This is a genomic window from Bradyrhizobium sp. I1.14.4 (genome assembly GCF_050435825.1).
Lineage (GTDB): Bacteria > Pseudomonadota > Alphaproteobacteria > Rhizobiales > Xanthobacteraceae > Bradyrhizobium.
Map to the genome: position 1 here is coordinate 18,768 of NZ_JBNDLA010000001.1, position 16,201 is coordinate 34,968.

General features: G+C 64.8%; 11 protein-coding genes and 1 pseudogene. 6 read left to right on the forward strand and 6 right to left on the reverse strand.

The window, feature by feature from the left end; genetic code table 11:
- The first annotated feature begins 109 nt into the window (after positions 1–109).
- Positions 110–2,176, forward strand: coding sequence for a DEAD/DEAH box helicase (locus ABIB78_RS00105; protein ID WP_429020121.1), 2,067 nt, complete (start codon positions 110–112; stop codon positions 2,174–2,176).
- A gap of 278 nt (positions 2,177–2,454) precedes the next feature.
- On the opposite strand, the gene ABIB78_RS00110 is transcribed toward ABIB78_RS00105, so the two are convergent.
- Complete coding sequence (locus tag ABIB78_RS00110) at positions 2,455–3,948, reverse strand: sensor domain-containing diguanylate cyclase (protein ID WP_429020123.1); 1,494 nt, start codon at positions 3,946–3,948, stop codon at positions 2,455–2,457.
- A 122-nt stretch (positions 3,949–4,070) separates the two neighbouring features.
- Between ABIB78_RS00110 and ABIB78_RS00115 the strand changes: the two genes are divergently transcribed.
- Positions 4,071–4,328: a DUF7662 domain-containing protein gene (locus ABIB78_RS00115; RefSeq protein ID WP_429020125.1), complete on the forward strand. Its 258-nt coding sequence runs from the start codon at positions 4,071–4,073 to the stop codon at positions 4,326–4,328.
- 155 nt (positions 4,329–4,483) lie between these two features.
- Here the strand turns inward: ABIB78_RS00115 and ABIB78_RS00120 are convergent, their stop codons facing one another.
- The 3 genes and pseudogenes from ABIB78_RS00120 to metG form a co-directional block, all read right to left on the reverse strand.
- A complete protein-coding gene (locus tag ABIB78_RS00120; protein ID WP_429020126.1) occupies positions 4,484–7,360 on the reverse strand; it encodes an EAL domain-containing protein in 2,877 nt (958 codons plus the stop codon).
- A 120-nt stretch (positions 7,361–7,480) separates the two neighbouring features.
- Positions 7,481–8,479, reverse strand: a complete 999-nt coding sequence (locus tag ABIB78_RS00125) for an NAD(P)H-quinone oxidoreductase (protein WP_429020128.1) — start codon at positions 8,477–8,479, stop codon at positions 7,481–7,483.
- A 69-nt stretch (positions 8,480–8,548) separates the two neighbouring features.
- A pseudogene (gene metG, locus ABIB78_RS00130) lies at positions 8,549–10,139 on the reverse strand (methionine--tRNA ligase); the annotation flags it as partial.
- A gap of 334 nt (positions 10,140–10,473) precedes the next feature.
- Here metG and ABIB78_RS00135 point away from each other — a divergent pair.
- Positions 10,474–10,665 (forward strand): DUF1192 domain-containing protein, encoded by a 192-nt coding sequence (locus ABIB78_RS00135; protein WP_429020130.1) that lies wholly within the window; start codon positions 10,474–10,476, stop codon positions 10,663–10,665.
- Positions 10,666–11,162: 497 nt separating this feature from the next.
- Entirely contained in the window at positions 11,163–11,675 is a 513-nt protein-coding gene (locus tag ABIB78_RS00140) for a DUF1465 family protein (RefSeq protein WP_429020132.1), read from the forward strand.
- A gap of 16 nt (positions 11,676–11,691) precedes the next feature.
- On the opposite strand, the gene ABIB78_RS00145 is transcribed toward ABIB78_RS00140, so the two are convergent.
- Positions 11,692–13,212, reverse strand: a complete 1,521-nt coding sequence (locus ABIB78_RS00145) for a PLP-dependent aminotransferase family protein (protein WP_429020134.1) — start codon at positions 13,210–13,212, stop codon at positions 11,692–11,694.
- A gap of 86 nt (positions 13,213–13,298) precedes the next feature.
- Between ABIB78_RS00145 and ABIB78_RS00150 the strand changes: the two genes are divergently transcribed.
- Both ABIB78_RS00150 and ABIB78_RS00155 read left to right on the forward strand, forming a co-directional pair.
- Complete coding sequence (locus ABIB78_RS00150) at positions 13,299–13,925, forward strand: FMN-binding negative transcriptional regulator (protein WP_429021476.1); 627 nt, start codon at positions 13,299–13,301, stop codon at positions 13,923–13,925.
- 243 nt (positions 13,926–14,168) lie between these two features.
- Positions 14,169–14,786: a LysE family translocator gene (locus ABIB78_RS00155; protein ID WP_429020135.1), complete on the forward strand. Its 618-nt coding sequence runs from the start codon at positions 14,169–14,171 to the stop codon at positions 14,784–14,786.
- Positions 14,787–15,793: 1,007 nt separating this feature from the next.
- Here the strand turns inward: ABIB78_RS00155 and rpmE are convergent.
- A complete protein-coding gene (rpmE, locus tag ABIB78_RS00160; RefSeq protein ID WP_016845230.1) occupies positions 15,794–16,021 on the reverse strand; it encodes a 50S ribosomal protein L31 in 228 nt (75 codons plus the stop codon).
- Positions 16,022–16,201 lie beyond the last annotated feature (180 nt).

The following is a 16,201-nucleotide window of genomic DNA, read 5'->3' on the forward strand; positions in this document are numbered from 1 at the left end:
GGCGTAAAGCACCCCAAATCGTCATGCGGCTGTGCCGCCTGCCGGGTACGCAACTTCAGGTCGCCCTGCTCGACGTTCTGCGCCCGGACCAATCAAGGTTTCCCATCTCGTGCCCTTTCCGACCACAAGTTCGCCGCTCGCCCGCGCCTTGGCTGAGCGCAGCTACGATCAGCCGACCCCTGTCCAGCTCGCCGTTCTCGCGGACGACGCTGTCGACCGTGACCTGCTGGTTTCGGCCCAAACCGGGTCGGGCAAGACCGTTGCCTACGGATTGGCCATGGCAAAGGACCTCCTCGACGGCGGCGAGCGGTTCGAACAGGCCGCAGCGCCGCTGGCCCTGATCGTCGCGCCGACACGCGAGCTCGCCTTGCAGGTTCAGCGCGAGCTTGCATGGCTCTATCAACATGCTGACGGACGTGTCGTGTCCTGCGTCGGCGGCATGGACCCGCGCCGCGAGCAGCGCGAGCTTGCGGCAGGCGCTCACATCGTGGTCGGGACGCCCGGCCGGTTGTGCGATCATTTGCGGCGCGGCCGTCTCGACATCTCGGGATTGCGCGTCGTCGTTCTCGACGAAGCCGATGAAATGCTCAATCTCGGCTTCCGCGAGGATATGGAATTCATCCTCGAAACCACGCCGGACACGCGCCGCACCCTGCTGTTCTCGGCGACATTTCCACGCGGCATCGTCGCGCTGGCCAAGCAGTATCAGCAACAGGCGTTCCGGATCGAAGTCGCGGGCGACGAGGGCGGCCACGCCGATATCGAGTACCGCGCCATCCGGGTGGCAGCCGACGATGTCGAGCACGCGGTCGTCAACGTGCTGCGCTTTTACGAGGCGCCGAGCGCGCTGGTGTTCTGCAATACCAGGGAAGCCGTCAGGCATTTGCAGGCCGCGCTGTTGGAGCGCGGGTTCTCGGTGGCCTCGCTGTCAGGCGAAATGACCCAGAACGAGCGCACCCAGGCGCTGCAGGCGTTGCGCGACGGACGATCCCGGGTCTGTGTCGCGACCGATGTCGCGGCGCGCGGCATCGACCTGCCGAGCCTCGATCTCGTCATTCACGCCGATCTGCCGAAGGACCCCGAGGTCATGCAGCACCGCTCGGGCCGCACCGGCCGCGCCGGCCGCAAGGGCGTCAGCATCCTGCTGGTGCCGCCGGCACGGCGGCGGCGCGCGGAATTGCTGCTCGATCTCGCCGGCATCGATGTCGTCTGGGGGTCTGCGCCGCAGGCGGACGAGATCCGCAAGCTCGACCATGATCGCCTGATGCAGGATGCGGTGTTCTCAGAAGAGGCGACCTCCGACGATCTGGTGCTGGCGCAGGCCTTGCTCGCCGAGCGGTCGCCCGAGGCGATTGCCGCGGCGCTTGCGCGGCTCTATCGCGCGCGGCTGCCAGCGCCCGAAGACATTCTCGATCCCGGCGAGGGACGGGGGCGGGAGCGCGACGATCGCCGCGGCGAGCGCGCCTCGAGCCGTGAAGATCGTTCCGCCGGGCCGCGATCGAAGACGGGTAAGGCCTCCCCGCGTCACGGCATGCAGGAGGCTACGGTCTGGTTCCGCGCCTCTATCGGACGCAGAAAGAATGCCGAAGCCCGCTGGCTGTTGCCGATGATCTGTCGTCGCGGCGGCATCGACAAGCACGACATCGGCGCCATCAAGATCTTGGATACGACCACCGAGTTCGAGATCGCCGCGCGGGCCGCGGATTCCTTTGCCGTCAAGATCAAGCGTCCGGACAAGGAAGACACGATCCGCATCGAGCCGCTGGCGGACGCTCCGCAGCGCCAGGCACCCTCGGACAAGCCGTCGCGCAAGCCCAGGCACGATGCTTGGCGCGACAAGGATGACGGCGGGCACAGCGCACCGCGCCGTGACGAGCCGCGTGACGACGCGGCAGCAAAGCGACGCGGCAAGCCGGACCGCGAGGCGCGAGCGTTTTCGAGCGAAGGCGCGAGCCGTTCGCGTGAAGAATACGCGTCAAAACAGGAACCGAGAGCCGCGTTCCGATTCGACCGGGACGGCGAAGGCGCGAAGCCGAAATTCGACAGAGAGCCGGGGTTCGGCAAGAAAAAGAAACATCGGAACAAGTCCGGCCAGGCCGGACACGCGCAGTGGCCAGACGTGTCGACTGCGAAGCCGAAGTTCGGCAAGAAGCCAAGAAAGAAGCACCGCGGCTGAACTGGCTTCAGCGCCGCATAGCTGCGCGTTCAGAATGCCGATGTATGGGTCTCGAGCGCTGCAGCAAATTCAGTGTCGTCCCGGGCAAGCGCAGCGCGACCCGGGACCCATAGCCACCGATGCTCGTTGTTGCATAACGCTATGGCCGCAACTCGCTTCAACAACGAAGGCCCGTGGTTATGGATCCCGGCCTTCGCCGGGACGACGATGCGGAGAGATTGCGCGACTAACTTGATTTGCATGTGCAGCCCGCAATTTTGCCGCTGCCAACCCGGGCCTTACGCCACCAGCGCGATTTTCGGCACGGTGGCGAGCACCGACTGGTTGCGGCCGTTGGCCTTGGCGGCATAGAGCGCCTTGTCGGCGGCTTCGATCAGGTCGGACCATTGCTGGCTTGCAGTCGGACGCATGCTGGCGGCGCCGACGCTCACCGTCGTGATCAGCTCGCCCTCGCACCATTGCTCGACCTTGTTGCGGATGGTCTCGGCCAGATTGAAGGCCTCGAGCGCGGTCATGTTGGGCAGCAGCACGGCAAATTCCTCGCCGCCGAAGCGGGCCGGGCAATCGCCGGCGCGGCGCACCGCGTCCGAAATGCAGATTGCGATTCCGACCAGCACCTGGTCGCCGGCCTGATGCCCATAGGTGTCGTTGTAGGCCTTGAAATGATCGGCATCGATCATCAACAGCGCGACCGGCTGGCCGTACCGGCTGGCGCGGCGCCACTCGCGCTCGATCTCGCTGTCGAACTTGCGCCGGTTCTTCAGGCCGGTGAGAGCGTCGGTGGTCGCGAGCTCCTCGAGCTTGTCCTCGGCGTCGGCGCGGCGGACGATTTCGCGGGCGAGCACCAGCGTCGCGCTGAGCACGAACAGGATCAGAAAGGCCATGATCGCGCCGATCCGGATCGCTTCGGTGCGCCACAGATTGAAGACGGCTTCGAGCGGCTTGCCGACCACGACGTAAAGCGGGCCGGTGCTGCTGCGCCTGACATAGAGCCGTGGGGTATCGTCGACCGGACCCTTGCCGGAGAAGGCACCGCCCGCCTTCAGGTTCTCGGCCTTCCAGTCGAGCTGCTCCGCGAGGTTCTTGCCGATCACGTCGAGATCGAACGGCGTCCGCATGATGATGGTGCGGTCGTTGCGCAGCACGGTGATGGTGTCGCCCGGCGTGAGGTTCAGCCGCCCGAACAAATCGTGGAAATAGCTGAAGCGGATCGAGCCGGCCACGACGCCGAGGAAGCGGCCGCCGTCGTCGACGATGCGACGGCTCAGCACGATGGCGTAGGCGCCGCGATGCAGCATCGGCCGGCTGACATACAGACCGGTGTTGGGATGGTCGCGCTGGATGGTGAAATATTCCTCGTCGCTGCGGTTCTCCGGCCGTGGATCGAGGCTCGCCGCGTCGATCGTCAGGTTGCCCTTGGTGTCGAACACCTGGATCGCGCCGAAATACTTGGCGGTGGCGGCGTGATCGAACAGGATCAGCTGGCGCAGCTCCTTGCTGACATTGCGGATCTCCGGCATTTCCAGATTGCTGGCGACCGCACGCAGCGACAGGTCGTAGAGCTCGATGTTGCGGCTGATGTCGGCCTCGATGCCTGACGCCAGATTCTCCAGGGTCCGGCGGGCCAGTTCCTCCTCGCCGCGGCGCATGTCGAGCATCACGCCGGTGCAGACCGCGGAAAAGCCGAGCACGGCCGCAACCGACGAGGCGATCAGCAGCTTTGCCGATAGTCGCCAGCGCCGCCTTGCGTCCTTTCCCCGTCGAAATGGCATGTCCGGCTCCAAAGCGCCGTCATGCATCGGGAAATGTTGTTGTCGCCTTAAGTGGCGACAGCGGCCGCCGAATGGGTTAACGGGTGGTTGCCGGAACCTGGTCTTTTGTCATCGAGGACGTTGTGAACGACTACGACGCGCTGCGGGATTATCTGAAGAAGCAGCATCTGCCCGAATTCGTGCTGACCTTCGAGGAGATCGAGGCGATCATCGATGCGGCGCTGCCGCGCGCCGCGCACCGGGCGTCGTGGTGGGAAACCCTGCGTAGCCCGCAGGAGAAGATGCCGCAGCGCGAAGCCTGCTTAGACGCCGGCTACATCGCCACGCGTCAGGCCGACGGCAAGAGCGTCAAGTTCAAGCGAATGCCGAAGGGCAGGTGAGACGCCGCGCCCTAGTTCGTCGTCGCCCGCGAATGCGGGCGATCCAGTATTCCAGAGACGTCAAAGCAATACGGACAAGCCGCAGCGTACTGGATACTCCGCTTCCGCGGAGTATGACATCCGTGAGCGCGGTGGCGGGGTGCCTTCGCCAGAACCTAACTCGCGGCTTCCAGCCGTTCCTCGGTGAGGAGCCGTGTGGCGGCGTCCGCATCCATCGGCTCGCCGAAGGCAAACCCCTGCGCGTATTCGCAGCCGAGCTGGTAGAGCTCGACGGCGTCCGAATCCGTCTCGGCGCCCTCCGCGACCACTTCCATGCCGAGATCGTGCGCCAGCGCGATGATCGATTTCAGGATCACCGGGCGGGTGCCGCGGCTCGTGGTGCGGACGAAGGATTGGTCGATCTTGATGGTGTCGAACGGGAAGCGCTGCAAATAGGACAACGAGGAGTGGCCGGTGCCGAAATCGTCGAGCGACAGCCCGGTGCCGAGCTCGCGGATCCGCGCCAGCATCTGGGCCGCGTGCTCCGGATTCTCCATCACAAGCGATTCCGTCAGTTCCAGCTTCAGCGTGCCGCGCGCTACCGAGGAGCGCGACAGCACGGTGCGGATGTCGTGGATCAGATCGTGGCGCAGCAGTTGCCGCGACGACACGTTGACCGACGCGAAGATCGGCTCGCGGGAGCGCATCGCGCGCTGCCACACCGCGAGCTGGCGTGCGGTCTGGTCCATCACGAACATGCCGAGGTCAACGATCAGGCCGGTCTCTTCGGCGACGTTGATGAACTCAGACGGCGACATCCGGCCGAGCTTGGGATGGTCCCAGCGCGCCAGCGCCTCGAAGCCCGCGATCGCGCGATCTTCCAGCCGCACGATCGGCTGGTACAGGATCGTGATCTCCTGGCGCTCGATGGCGCGGCGCAGGTCGCTCTCCAGCGTCAGGCGGTCGGTCTTACGCGCCCGCATCGCCGACTTGTAGACGTCGATGCGGTCGCCGCCGATCCGCTTGGAGTGATACATCGCAAGCTCGGCGTCCTTGATGATCTCGTCGGTGAGCGGCGCCTGCGGATCGGACAGCGCAAGCCCGATCGAGGCGGTCAGGAATATCTCGCGGTCGTTGAACGCGATCGGCGCGCGGATGGTCTTGCGGATGGTCTCGGCGAAATTGGTGATCCGCGCCGGGTCCTGCTCCGACAGCAGGATCAGGCCGAACTGGTCGCCGGCCATGCGGGCGAGCGTGTCCTGCGGCTTGAGGATGCGGGTGAGACGGCGCGCCAGCGTCAGCAGGATGGAGTCGCCGACCGCAATCCCAACGGAATCGTTGACCTGCTTAAAGCGGTCGAGGTCGATCACCATCAGCGTGGGCCGCAGGTTCGGCATGGTCTTGGCGAGGTTCGCCACCGCGCCGAGGCGGTCCATGAACAGCCGGCGGTTCGGCAGGCCGGTCAGATTGTCATGCACGGAGTCATGCAGCATCCGCTCTTCGGAGTTCTTGAACTCGGTGACGTCGGTCAGCGTGCCGACCACGCGCGAGACCTCGCCGTCGGAGCCGACCACCGGCCGCGCCTTCAGCGCGAACCACATGAAGTGGCCGTCGGGCGTGCGCAGTCGGAAATCCTGCACCAAGCGGCCGCGGCGCTGGTCAAGCACGCTGTCGAGCGCGGCGCGGAAGCGGTCCTGGTCGAGCGGGTGCAGCACCTCGAGCCATTTGGCCGCCGGGCCTTCCAGCGTGCCGCGCTTGAGGCCGAGCAGGGCCTCGGTCTCGGGGCTGGTGAACACCTTGTCGGCGGACACGTCCCAGTCCCAGATCAGATCGCCGGAGCCGGTCAGCGCCAAAGCACGGCGCTCGACATCGGAGACGACGCCGGTGGTGGCGCCGCCCCCCGCGAAGGCGTGCTGCATCACCGTGAAACCGATCAGCATCACGATCAGCACCAGGCCGCCGAGCAGCGCCGGGCCGACGATGTCGTTGGTGACGGAGCCGGCGACCGTCATGCCGGCCGCGACCACCCAGACCACCAATAGGAACCAGGTCGGGATCAAGAGCACCGCGCGGTCGAAGCCGTGGGTCGAGAGATAGACGATCAGCGCGAAGCCGGCGAAGGCGATCATCACCAGCGACATGCGCGCGATGCCGGAGGCGACCGCGGGGTCGAACAGCGCCAGCGCGACCAGCGAGCCGAGGAAGACGAGCCAGCCGATCGTGATGTGCGAATAGCGCACATGCCAGCGACTGAGATTGAGGTACGCGAACAGGAATACAAGCAATGTCGCCGCGAGGATCGCCTCGCCCGCCGCGCGCCAGACGCGCTCGGCGTTGTTCGACATGTCGAGCACCTTGCCCCAGAAGCCGAAGTCGACGCCGATATAGACCAGCACCGCCCAGGCCAGCGCCGCGGCGGCCGGGAACATGATGCTGCCCTTGACCACAAACAAAATCGTGAGCACGAGCGCGAGCAGGCCCGAGATGCCGATCACGATGCCCTGGTACAGCGTGAACGAGTTGACCTTGTCCTTGTAGGCGTCGGGTTCCCACAGATAGAGCTGCGGCAGCTTGTCGGTGCGCAGTTCCGCGACATAGGTGACGACGGCGCCGGGATCGAGCGTGATGCGGAACACATCGGCGGTCGGGCTCTCCTGCCGCTCGGGACGATCGCCGACCGACGGTGTGATGGTGGCGATGCGCGACAGGCCGAGGTCGGGCCACAACAGGCCTGACGACACGATGCGGTAGTGCGGCGCGACGATCAGGCGGTCGAGCTGGTCGTCGGTGTTGTTGGCGAGCGCGAACACCACCCAGTTCTGCCCGCCTTCGCGGGCGCGAACTTCGATGCGGCGCACGATGCCGTCGGTTCCGGGGGCGGTGGAGACCTGGATGCGGTCGGCTTCACTGCGCTGATGGTCGAGAACCGCTGTCAGGTCGATCGCCGGCGCATCACTGCGCACGCTGACCGCGTCGATCGCATACGCGTCAGGCGCAGCGGCAAACATCATGAGGCCCAGCGCCAGCAGCGCAAGGCACCTGATCGGACGCAATGTCAGTACTCCGCGATCGACAAACTGCCCGGGTCCGGCGACCGGCCCGGAGGTGGCGCGATAAATGACACGAAAGCGAAGGAAATCAAAGGGTTTCCGCCCCTGCTTCCGCTGCGAGAGTTAAACGACCAACACAATTTTGCCAATATGTTCGCTGGTCTCCATGCGCCGGTGTGCGTCGGCGGCCTTTTCCAGCGGGAATGTGCTATCCATCAGCGGTTTGACGCGGCCTTCGCGCAACAAGGGCAGCACCTTTGCCTCGATTGCCGCGACCATCGCCGCCTTGTCCGCATTACTACGGGGGCGCAGGGTCGAGCCTGTGTGCTGCAGCCGCTTGACCATCAGCTTGGCAAAATTGGCTGACGCCTTCGGTGTTCCCGACAGGAACGCGATCTGGACGATGCGGCCCTCGACCGCGGCGGCGTCATAGTTCCGGTCGATATAGTCGCCGCCCACCATGTCGAGGATGACGTTGGCACCGGTGCCGCCGGTGGCGGTCTTCACCGCCTCGACGAAATCCTCGGTCCTGTAGTTGATCGCGTGATCGGCGCCGAGCTTGAGGCAGGCATCCGCCTTGTCCTGCGAGCCGACGGTGACGATCACCTTGGCGCCGAACGCCTTGGCAAGCTGGATCGCCATCGTGCCGATGCCCGACGAGCCGCCGTGGATCAGCAGCGTCTCGCCGGCCTTGAGCGCGCCGCGCTCGAACACATTGTGCCAGACGGTCATCAGCGTTTCCGGAATCGCGCCGGCTTGCTGCATCGACAGCGAAGGCGGCACGGTCATCGCCTGTTCGTCCTGCGCGATGCAATATTGCGCGTAGCCGCCGCCTGCGACGAGCGACATCACCTTGTCGCCGATCTTGTGCTTTGCGCCCTCGCCGAGCGCGACCACTTCGCCGGCAATCTCGAGGCCGGGCAGGTCGCTCGCGCCGGGCGGCGGCGGATAGGAGCCGGAGCGCTGCGCGACGTCGGGGCGATTGACGCCGGCGGCCGCGACCTTGACCAAAATCTCGCCGGCCTTCGGCACCGGCAACGCGCGGGTCTCAGGCACCAGCACCTCCGGGCCACCGGGCTTGCTGATGGCGACAACGGTCATTTGCGCGGGCAGGTTTGTCATGGCTGATCCCTGATCAGTGAAGAGGATTGGCTGATGGCATATCGCCTTTTCGAACGAAGCGAAACGCCATTAAACCCCGAACCGCGCCGTCAGATGGCTCGCTCTCTCAGGCGTGATCTTCTCCACCAACGGGCCGAGCCCTGCGACCGGCGTGCCGGCGCCGCCATCCAGCAGCGGGATGAGTGGGCCATTGGGCCAGTGCGGTACGGCATCGTTGCGACTGAGCGCGCCGAGCACGCGCTCCGCGAGGTTTGGTACGATGCTCCACGCCAGCGTCGCGCAGAGCGCGACGAGATTGAGGCCCGTGCGGGTGATGATCGCGGCACGTTCCGGATCGGACTTGATCGCGGTCCATGGTGCCGTGTGTTGCAGGTAAGCGTTCGCAACGTCCCAGATCGCGCGGGTCGCAGCCGCCGCGGCGCGAAACTCAAGTGCCGTGTGATGGCGGTGGAGTGCTGCGACGCGCTGTTCCAGATCGAGCGCGAGCTGCCGCTCGGCATCACCGGGATCTCCACCATCCGGGATACGGCCGTCGAACGCGCGATGGGTGAAGCTGATGATGCGGTTGGCGAGATTGCCGAAGATATCGGCGAGATCCTTGTTCACGTCGGCAACGAATCTGCTGACGCTGAAATCGGTGTCGGCGCTTTCGGGCGCGTTGGCGACCAGCCACCAGCGCCAGAGATCGGCCGGCAATTCCTCCAGCGCCGCGTCGGTGAAGATGCCGCGCTTCCCGCTGGTCGAGAACTTGCCGCCCTCGTAATTCAGCCAGTGGAATCCCTTGATCACATCGGCGGTTTTCCACGGTTCGCCCGAGCCGATCAGCGTCGCCGGAAAACTCACGGTGTGGAACGGGATGTTGTCCTTGCCGAGAAACTGGATGTAGCTGACGTCGTCCGCTTGCCACCACCATTGCTGCCAGTTGCGGCCTGGTGCGGCAGCGGCCCAGTCCTGCGTGGCCGCGATGTAGCCGATCGGCGCGTCGAACCAGACGTAGAACACCTTGCCGTCGAAGCCCTCGCGCGGGACCGCAATACCCCAGGCGAGATCGCGCGTGATGCAGCGGTCGCGCAGCTCGGCGTTGAGCCAGCTCTTCGCGGTCGACACCACGAAGGGCGGCCATCCGGTGCGGCTGTCGATCCATGCGCCGATGCTGTCGACAAGTTGCGACTGACGCAGGAACAGATGACGGCTCTCGCGGATCTCGAGCGCACGGTCGCCGGACAGTGCCGAGCGCGGATCGATGAGTTCCGGCGGGTCAAGCAGCGTGCCGCAATGGTCGCACTGATCGCCGCGGGCCGATCCATCGCCGCAATGCGGGCAGGTGCCGAGCACGTAGCGGTCGGGCAGGAAGCGTTGGTCGGCCGGCGACCACACCTGCCGCGAGGTGCGCGCCGCGATCAGCCCGGCTGCATCGAGCCGACGATAGAAGTGCTGCGTCAGCGCATGATTGTGCGGCGCGCTGGTAGATGTCAGCCTGGATGGCATGCTGCGCATCGCAGAACGCCCTGACATCCTGTCCCGCCTCGATGGCGCCGAGCTCGGCGGGTGTGCCGTGCTCGTCGGTGGCGCAGATGAAGAGCACGTCGTCACCGGTCTGCCGGCGGAAGCGGGCATGGACGTCGGCGGGCAGCAGCGAGCCGACGAGGTTGCCGAGATGCTTGACGCCGTTCACGTAAGGCAGCGCGCTGGTGATGAGAATTTTGGTCATGGTGCGGTCTTTCGCGCTTGTTGATGCCGACCCCCGGAGAAATCAAAAGAAATCCAACCGGAAAAATCAAAAGCCCTCCCGCATGATCGGAAGGGCTTGGGGTCGGCTCATGCCTGGCGCGCGCGGGCGCGCACTATCCCGTCCGGTCAGACTCCTTGCGGTCGGGCCGGGGCATTCGCGTCAGGTGTTGCGCGCACACGAAAGTCACTGCAAAATTCTCCTCAAGTCGAACATTTACCATCTCTGGACGCACAGCGCCAGATCAGCATCGCCGGGAGGACACATGCCGATTGAGGATGAGGACCGGCCGCGGAAGAAAATCAGCCACGAGATCGGACAGGATCTCTCGCTGCTGTCGGTCGAGGAATTGACCGAGCGCATCGCGCTGCTCACTACCGAAGTCGATCGCCTGAAAGAGGCGATGACCAAGAAGCGCGCATCGAAGGATGCCGCCAACGCGGTCTTCAAGTCGTAGCCAGCGACGTCACGACGTCGTCCCGGACAAGCGAGCAAAGCGAGCACGACCCGGGACCATAACCACCGCTGTTTCTTGTTGCGTACGGCTTGGGCCACAGCTGTGCGCAACGCGGGCATTGGTGGTTATGGGTCCGGCGTTCGCCGGGACGACCCATGGAGATCGACTTGGCACTGTCCCAAACTAGGTCACTGGCCGACATGGCAAACAAAGCCTGAAGAAATCCGTTCATTTACGATCGGTTAAGCTTTCTCGATTATGACTTGCACTGTCCTCGTTTGGACACCGAGTGGCTCCTGTCCACTCTGTTTGACGCCTCCCTGTTATCAACTTCAAAAGCCGCCGGAAACGGCGGCTCTTTTTTGTGCGTCCTATCACCTGGAAACCATAAATCGGGTTGCGGCTGGACTCTTCGGCGCGCCCGCGCAATGATTTGTTCATCATAAGCTGGCGCGTCAGATGCCAGCGGGCGTTACGGTGGTGTGAGGGCGTTAACCATGGCCGATCGTTCCCAGAGCGAAGCCGGGCTTGTGCTGTTCAGTGAACGGCTGACCAATTCTGCGGCATTCGGCGTGTTGTTCCGGGAAGGCATGGACCTGGTCGAGCAAACCGCCGCCTATCTCGACGGCGACGGACGGTCCGAGGCCAAGGCGCTGGAACGTTCGGTCAGCCTGACCTATGCCACCGAAAGCATGCGACTGACCACGCGGTTGATGCAACTCGCGTCCTGGCTGCTGCTGCATCGCGCGGTCAAGGAAGGCGAGATGACGCTGACCCAGGCCAATCGCGAGAAGACCAAGGTCAAGCTCTCGGCCGCCGATCCCGGCGCTGCCGACATGGTGACGAAGCTGCCGGAGCAACTGCAGCAACTGATCGCCCGCTCGATGGATCTGCAGGCGCGCGTCCGCCGCCTCGACACCACGATCCACGCTCCGGCGCCGGACCGTTCGTCGATCGGCAACCCGCTGGTGCCGCACCTCAACCGGCTGAAGGCTGCGTTCGAGCAGTAAAATCCGGGTAGCAGACTCAGTGTGAAGCGTCGGCACGGTGTGGCCTGGTCCGCCGCTGCGGCCTGTGCTGATCCATCATGCGCCGCAGGCGGATCGCGGCTGCCTCCAGCTCTTCCGGTTCGAATCCGCCGAAGCCGAGCATCAGGCCGGACCGTGCTGCTGCCTTGTACATCGGTGAAATCGGCCGCACGACGATGCCGTCGGCAAGTGCGGCCTTTGCCAATTGCACATCGTCGAAGCCTTGCGGCAGCCACAGCAATAGATGCATGCCCTGGTCGCTCGGCTGCAGCGTGACGTTATCAGGCAAGTGGCGCGTCAACGCTGCGATCAGTGTCGCGCGCCGTGCGGCGTACACGCCGCGAATGCGCCTGATATGCGCTTCGAACAGCCCTTCGCGCATGTAGGCCGCCAGCACATGCTGGTCGGCGGTCGGCGAATGCCGGTCGAGCAGCGCCCGCGCGCCGGCGAAGGCGTCAATCAGCGGCAGAGGCGCCACGACGTAGCCGAGCCGCAGCGACGGAAACAGCACTTTGCTCAGCGTGCCCAGATAGATCACGCGCGACGGCGCGAGGCCCTGCATCGACGGGAAGGGATGACCCGCATAGCGCAGCTCGCTGTCATAATCGTCCTCGACGATCCAGCCGTCGCGTCGCGCGGCCCACGCCACCAGCGCGTTGCGGCGGGCCATGCTCATCGGCATGCCCAGCGGATACTGATGCGAGGGCGTCACGAAAGCCGCGCGTGCATTTGGGCACGCGGAGATGGCGGCATCGACGTCGATGCCTTGCGCATCGACGCTCACGCGCGTGGTGACGAGATCGAGATCGTCGAGCACGGCCGTCATGCCGGGATAGGCGGGATCTTCGGCCCACACGCGGTCACCCGATGACAGCAGCACGCGGCCGGCGAGATACAGCCCCTGTTGCGTGCCGGCCGTGATGACGACCTGCTCGGGCTCGCAATGCACCGCGCGGGATTTGCGCACATAGTCGGCGATCGCGTGCCGCAACGCCATCAGGCCGCGCGGATCGCCGTAGCTTGCCGGCGCCGCCGCGCGCGAGGCGCGCACGCGGTTGCCGAGGCGGCGCCAGTTGTCGTCGGGAGCGACAGCCCCGCCCGGGACCGCGATTGCAAACGGCGCCTCCGGCATCGGCGTGAAGGCCGACGCAACTTTGGCAAGCCGCATCGCGCGTGCGGGCAACTGGATCGGCATGCTCTTGTTGGGGCTGCGATTGACCGGCGGGCGGACGGGCCGCGGCTGTTCTGCAAGCGTCGGCGCCACGCGGGTGCCGGCGCCGACCTGCGATTCCAGATAGCCCTCGGCCAGCAATTGCTCGAAAGCCTCCGTGACGGTGCCGCGCGCAACGCCGAGCGAGGCCGACAGCGCGCGGGTCGACGGCAGAAATTCGCCGGCCTTCAGTTCGCCCCTCGCAATGGCGGCGCGCAGGGCTTGCGCGATCTGCCGTCCAACCTGTCCGGCGGCGCGGTCGACCGCGCGAAGCGAAGGAATGCTGACCGTGGTGCGCAGACGGGGCATAGTGGACCAATCAGTATTATCAAAAGTGGCTCTTATCATAGGCCACTTCGGCGCTATTGTGCGAGCACCAATTGATGAGGTTTGCCATGTACCTGCCGCAGCATTTCAAGATGGATGAGCTCGGCCCGATCCACGCCGCGATGCGGGCGTCGCGGCTTGCGACGCTGGTCACCGCGACCGCCGACGGCCTGATCGCAACACCGCTGCCGCTGATCCTAGAGGAAAACGAGGGCGATTACGGCACGCTGTACGGTCACGTCGCGCGGCCCAATCCGCAATGGAAGCTCCCTGCGATCGGCGAGGCGATGGCGATCTTCACCGGGCCCGACGCCTATGTGACGCCGTCCTGGTACGTAACCAAGGCCGAGCACGGCAAGGTGGTGCCGACCTGGAACTACGTCGCCGTACACGCCTATGGGCCGGCCGAGTTCTTCGAGGATGCCGACCGCCTGCTCGACGTCGTGACCCGGCTGACCGAGCTGCACGAGACGTCGCGCAAGGAAGCCTGGCAGGTCAGCGACGCACCTGATGATTTCATCAAGGCGCAGCTGCGCGGGATCGTCGGCTTCCGGATGCCGATCACGCGGATCGACGCCAAGAAGAAGATGAGCCAGAACCGGAAGCTCGAGGATCGCGCCGGCGTCATCGCGGGCCTCGGCGCCAGCGACAATCCGGCCGATCGCGAGGTCGCCGGGATGATTCCGGCAAACTAGATGAGATTAGATCGAATGGCGACCGCGATGGCACTGCGCTCCCTCGCCCCGTTCTTACGGGGAGAGGGTTGGGGTGAGGGGCTGTCGCCGCAAATACGGTGGTAATTGCATTCGCGGAGACTCCCCTCACCCGGAATGCATCTAATGATGCATTCCGACCTCTCCCCGCATGCGGGGCGAGGTGAAGCGGAGTCCGCGGCTCGATTCGTCGTAAAGTCATCCTGCACTAGACGAAAGCTCCTGATGGAATTGTACCTTGCCTTCGCGGTCACGACCGCGACCTTCGCGCTGATCCCCGGTCCGGCCATGCTGTACGCCGCGGCCCGCACGCTGGCGGGCGGCCGGCGCGCGGGGCTGATGGCCTCGCTCGGCCTGCATCTCGGCGGCTATGTCCATGTCCTCGCCGCGGCCGCCGGCCTCGCTCTTCTATTTCACGCGGTGCCGCCGCTGTTCATGGCGATGAAGCTCGCCGGTGCGGCCTATCTGGTCTGGCTCGGACTGTCGCTATTTCGCGATCGCGACAACGCAAAGCGTCCCGAGCTTGCGCCGCTCTCCGCCGAGCGCGCCTTCGCGCAAAGCGTCGTCGTCGAGGTGCTCAATCCGAAGACCGCGATCTTCTTCCTGGCGTTCCTGCCGCAGTTCGTCGACACGTCGGCAAGCCTGCCGGTCTGGGCCCAGCTGCTTCTGCTCGGCACAACAGTCAATCTGACGTTCTCGGCGGTCGATGTCGTCTGCGTGTTTTTCGCCGACGCCGTGATGTCGAAGCTGCAGCGCTCGAAGATGTCACAGCGGATCACGCAGCGGATCGGCGGCAGCATCCTGGTGGCACTCGGCGCGCGGCTGGCTTTCCACGATCGCTAGAAGCAGTCATCGTCCATCAGCGGTGATGGTGTAGATTAACGTCTCGTTAAGCTGCGCTACGAGCTGCTTCTGCAGATCTAAGGCGTGTACTCATCAATCTCAGAAGCTCAATTACCCGGCGTTGGAGGTCTGCTATATCCCCGATAGCGGCGCGAAAGCGGACATCGCCGCAGGTCCGATAAGGGGACATCGATCCAAGCCGGCCCGATGTCAGCGACGGGCCAATTACCGATGTGATCTAATTGATTCTCCGCGGCGCAATTGCGCGTCGCAGTTCTCGCCTGCAGCGAGCCCTGGAATGGCCATACAAAGGCTGCGACATATTAACCCGACGGGCAAAATTCCGCTTCGCGTTTGACCCAACTCAGATGTTCAATATGCCCGTCTCACCCGATCGAGGGGCGCTGCGCATCGTCACGGTGTTGCGGTGAGATGCGGTGGACGCCGAGTGTGCAACTGACGAGTGCGCATGCGGCGGACGGCGAAATCGTGCAGGCCTGACGCCCCAGTGGCAGGTATCCTCCCGCATCACGCGCAAGCGTGGTTGCGGAGGCGGTGACAAAAAAGCCCAGTCTCGCCGGGGTGAGCACGTATAAGCCGTAAACCATCGCGCAGGGAAAGCCGGGTTGTTTCCGGTTACACCTGTGGTCCTACCCCCGTGCTTTCTACCTTTGCACGGGGCCCATGGGTGCGATCGGCACCCGGCTTTCCCTGCGCCCTCTGCTCAAGAGAGGGCGAAACGAAATGCAAAGCTCGGACAAATCATGTCGCGAGAATGCGAAAGTGCGCCCCATACTACTCTGTCATCGCCACTCGACCGGGCGATCCAGTACGCCGCAGCTTCTCGGTTCAAGCACTGGCGTCTCTGGAATACTGGATCACCCGCTTTCGCGGGTGATGACACCGAGACACATGTTGCGAGGAGCGTGCTTCGTGCACCCACAAAAAAACGCCCCCGAGGCGGGGGCGTTTTGCGTGTGATCGCCAGGGCGATCCCGAAGCGGACTTTAGTCCTTCTTGAGGAAGCCCGAAAACTTCTTCTGGAAGCGCGAGACGCGGCCGCCGCGGTCCATCAGCTGCTGGGTGCCGCCGGTCCAGGCCGGATGCGACTTGGGGTCGATGTCGAGGTTCAACGTGTCGCCTTCCTTGCCCCAGGTCGAGCGGGTCAGGTACTCGGTGCCGTCGGTCATGACGACCTTAATCGTATGATAATTCGGATGAATATCGGCTTTCATGGCAGTTCCTTCGGCGCGCCGGCGCCCGTCTCAAGACATCTCAGTACGGGATTTGGCGGCTCTATAACGCATGGGCCCCCCCAAAACAAGCCAAGAAAGGGCTTAAGCCCATCACCGGATTGGGACTTCACCGGATTTGCCAGCCGGGGGTCAGCGGGCCTATGTGGGGGACGATAGAAC

Bases quoted from the DNA above. Each gene is read 5' to 3' on its own strand.
- ABIB78_RS00110 (WP_429020123.1), bottom strand. From the start codon at position 3,948: ATGCCATTTCGACGGGGAAAGGACGCAAGGCGGCGCTGGCGACTATCG.
- ABIB78_RS00125 (WP_429020128.1), bottom strand. From the start codon at position 8,479: ATGACAAACCTGCCCGCGCAAATGACCGTTGTCGCCATCAGCAAGCCC.
- ABIB78_RS00135 (WP_429020130.1), top strand. From the start codon at position 10,474: ATGCCGATTGAGGATGAGGACCGGCCGCGGAAGAAAATCAGCCACGAG.
- ABIB78_RS00140 (WP_429020132.1), top strand. From the start codon at position 11,163: ATGGCCGATCGTTCCCAGAGCGAAGCCGGGCTTGTGCTGTTCAGTGAA.
- ABIB78_RS00145 (WP_429020134.1), bottom strand. From the start codon at position 13,212: ATGCCCCGTCTGCGCACCACGGTCAGCATTCCTTCGCTTCGCGCGGTC.
- ABIB78_RS00150 (WP_429021476.1), top strand. From the start codon at position 13,299: ATGTACCTGCCGCAGCATTTCAAGATGGATGAGCTCGGCCCGATCCAC.
- ABIB78_RS00155 (WP_429020135.1), top strand. From the start codon at position 14,169: ATGGAATTGTACCTTGCCTTCGCGGTCACGACCGCGACCTTCGCGCTG.
- rpmE (WP_016845230.1), bottom strand. From the start codon at position 16,021: ATGAAAGCCGATATTCATCCGAATTATCATACGATTAAGGTCGTCATG.